This window comes from Pseudomonas sp. CM25, assembly GCF_013179705.1.
Classification (GTDB): Bacteria; Pseudomonadota; Gammaproteobacteria; order Pseudomonadales; family Pseudomonadaceae; genus Aquipseudomonas.
The window spans coordinates 1-3,029 of sequence record NZ_JABMCW010000495.1 but is presented as its reverse complement, the minus strand read 5'-3'; the positions used below and the strand labels follow the sequence as shown (position 1 = coordinate 3,029).

Here is a 3,029-nt window from a genome sequence, read left to right as displayed (position 1 = left end):
AGCACTTCATCCAACGCCAGAATCCATAGCTGGAGAGCAAAATCGAGAACGACAGAACAGGGTCAGTCAGCACGACTCCGCTGGAGACTAGGCCAAGTGTCGTACTAGAGAAGATGATGGCGGCCCAGATTCCAGCATTACGCGAGATCTGCTGAGTACCGAGCTTGATGATGATGAAACAGCTGCCCAGATGCAGCAGCCAGGCCGGGAATCGAGCAGCGAACTCATTCACCCCGAAAACCGTCATGCTCGCAGCCTGGGTCCAGAAGGATAGCGGCGGCTTACCCCAGAACGGTACCCCGTAGTCGAACATCGGCGTGATCCAATCGTTTAACTCGACCATCTTGCGTGCCATTTCGGCATAGCGTGCCTCCGATGTGTCCATCAGTGGGTAGACGCCCAAACCCAACAAGCGCAATACCAGAATTGAACCCAGGATCCACCACAGGGGCCGCTCTTTTCTCAGATTCAGCATTTCTTACCCTCGATCAAAGGCACCGAAGCATGGAGCGACACGGGATCTGCCTTGCTGTTGCTCTTCAGGAAATAGCGAGGCCGGCGTTTGACTTCTGCGAGTGCCACGCCTAGGTACTCCCCCACCATGGCAACTCCGATGCACAGAAATGAAGCCATTCCGACGAGCAGGTGATGGACGTCGAAGCTGCCTGCTACGAGCGATGCAAGCATGTAGCAGATGCTGGAGACGAATAGACCGAAGCTGATTAGACTGAATATGCGTAGCGGTTTGCGAGAGAAACTGACGATGCTCTCAATGGCCAAATTGAAGAGGCCAGCGGCGTTCCACTTGGTGCTACCGGCATGGCGCACAGTACGATCGTAAGGCAGCTCGACGGTGCGAAAACCTACCCAGCCGATCATCCCCTTGAGTATTCTGGAACGCTCATCCAGCGCTCGAAGTGCCGCCAGTGGAGCAGGTCCGATCAGGCGGAAATCGCTGACATCGGCGGGCAGATCAACCTTTTCAACCAGGCGCTGCATGACCCAGTAGTAAGCCCGGGCACTCACACGCTTGAACCATGAATCACCGGTTCTAAGGTTGCGCTGCATGTTTACTACATCGTAGCCACGCTGCCAGAAATCCACCATGGCCGGGATGAGCTCAGGTGGGTCCTGCAGGTCGACGTCAATGAAGATTAATGCGCTGCCACGGGCATGATCTATCCCGGCGCTCAGTGCTGCCTCTTTGCCGAAGTTGCGGCTGAGGAACAGACTACGAACAGCCGATCCATCCTGATAATCGCGTAGCAAATTTGCAGTTCGATCGTTGCTTCCATCATCAATGTAGAGAATCTCACAAGAGACAGGTAGGCGCTTTACGACGCGGGTGATGCGCTGATGGAACTCTGGAATGCTCTCCTCTTCCTGAAAGCATGGAACGACTATGGTTAATAAGGGATCAGGGCGCTCGGGAAAGCGATGTAATGTCTGCATGATTGAATGTCCAGAAACGGTGTGCAATGAATCCAAGTGCAGTGAGCGTCACAGTCACTAGGACCTGGGAGATGAGCGGTGACAGATTCGACTTGATGAGCAACCACATACCCACGCCGTTGCCGATGTTTGTTGCTAGCGCGACCAGTGCAAACCGAAGAGGCTGAAATTTCCGAAAGCCATCCGCCTTAAAACAGTACGCCCTATTACCTATGAAGCTTGCAATAGCGCCTACCAGGCCGCCGAAAATACTGGCTAGAAATGGCGTAGACATCTCTGTAGCTACCAGCAACAGGAACACAAAATAATGGATTGCAGTGGCTATGAATCCGATCCCTAGATAACGAATCAGTAACCTATAAAGAGGTGGGCTTTTATTTTCCATGTCCGAAGCCTATGGAGGCAAAGGTGAAAAAATGGTGAATCAAATGTAAAAGCACCGCTACCTAAACACACATGTTTCGAGGAACAAAAAAACGGGATGCTAGGCTAGCAGGCTATAATATCAGCAGGATTGCTTGAAAATTACGCTTTGGCAATGAAGGGCCTCCAATAACGCACGCATGACCTACACATTACAATGTTGACAATATAAGGAATGCCGGGCGGCGTTGAGATAAATTCCCCGCATCAAGGGGGACCTAATGGTTACACAAAATGAAACATATACAAGCGGCTCTGTTTCTTACAGTCCTGACATATTGGATGATCTGCCAATTGATGATCAGCTAGCGCTAGAATTTTTCGCAACAGCACGTTGTGCGAGTTTCAAACAGGCTGCCCGAGGGCTCAATGTACCGGTGGTAGGCTTGCGGAAACGCCTAGAAAAGCTTGAGGAGCACATCGGTGCTCCAGTATTTGTCTATAAGCACAACAAGCTTGCTCTGACGCGCACAGGCGAAAGGGTCAGTCATTACCTGAGCCAGCTCTTCGGCCCAGACGGCCTCGGCAAGGCCGGCGAGAAGGAAGTGCCCAGGCTTACCATCGCGATCACGGAGCCGGTGCTCAGCGACATCGTGAACCGCGATCTGGTCGCATATGTGCGGGATCATGCCGAAATGCAACTAGAAATCCACTCTGAGTGCACAGCGAGAATGCTCTCTGAGTGTGAAGTTGATGTAGGCATAATTTTCGTCACCCCGGATGATGACGGCGAGCTCGATCGAAACCCTACCTATAGGTTTGAAAGGCTTGGTCGAATTGGGCATTCGCTGTTTATTTCCAGTCGCTACTCACGAAGCGTCACGCTGCCAGTTGAGAACGTGGATCTGCATAACTTCATGCTCGTTGTCCCTTGGGATGATGAGATCTTGGCAGACTCACAAAAATGGGCTTCGATAATGGCCGAGCATCAGGGAGGCACAACACGGGTAAAAAACTATAACTTGTCACGCGGCCTCGTCGTCGGAGGCGCTTGCATCGGTGTGCTGCCGGACTACAGTAGAAAAATGGAAAGGAACATCATTCCTATACCGGGTTTCCTGGATGACCTAGTGGAGAAAGATATCTATCTTGTTATCAAATCGACATGCATTCGTAACCCACAGGTATTGGAGATCCGCAGATTGATAAAAAAG

4 protein-coding genes are annotated in these 3,029 nt (G+C 51.6%); 1 reads left to right on the top strand and 3 read right to left on the bottom strand.

The window, feature by feature from the left end:
• The 3 genes from HP546_RS28435 to HP546_RS28425 all read right to left on the bottom strand — a co-directional run.
• Positions 1–475: glycosyltransferase family 39 protein (locus HP546_RS28435; protein WP_172232624.1), on the bottom strand; the 475-nt coding region annotated here is incomplete at its 3' end.
• Positions 469–1,452 carry a glycosyltransferase family 2 protein gene (locus HP546_RS28430; RefSeq protein WP_059395180.1) on the bottom strand — a complete coding sequence of 328 codons (984 nt, stop codon included), beginning with the start codon at positions 1,450–1,452 and terminating at the stop codon, positions 469–471. The genes HP546_RS28430 and HP546_RS28435, both read right to left, overlap by 7 nt.
• The gene (locus tag HP546_RS28425; RefSeq protein ID WP_080889212.1) at positions 1,418–1,837 is read right to left on the bottom strand and encodes a GtrA family protein; all 420 of its coding nucleotides are present in this window, start codon (positions 1,835–1,837) and stop codon (positions 1,418–1,420) included. The genes HP546_RS28430 and HP546_RS28425 overlap by 35 nt, the downstream gene beginning before the upstream one ends.
• Positions 1,838–2,096: 259 nt before the next feature.
• On the opposite strand from HP546_RS28425, the gene HP546_RS28420 reads away from it, so the two are divergent.
• The coding region (locus HP546_RS28420) for a LysR family transcriptional regulator (RefSeq protein ID WP_172232604.1) at positions 2,097–3,029 on the top strand (933 nt) is incomplete at its 3' end.

Excerpts from the sequence above, each read along its gene's own strand:
- HP546_RS28430 (WP_059395180.1), bottom strand. The coding sequence starts at position 1,452 with ATGCAGACATTACATCGCTTTCCCGAGCGCCCTGATCCCTTATTAACC.
- HP546_RS28425 (WP_080889212.1), bottom strand. The coding sequence starts at position 1,837 with ATGGAAAATAAAAGCCCACCTCTTTATAGGTTACTGATTCGTTATCTA.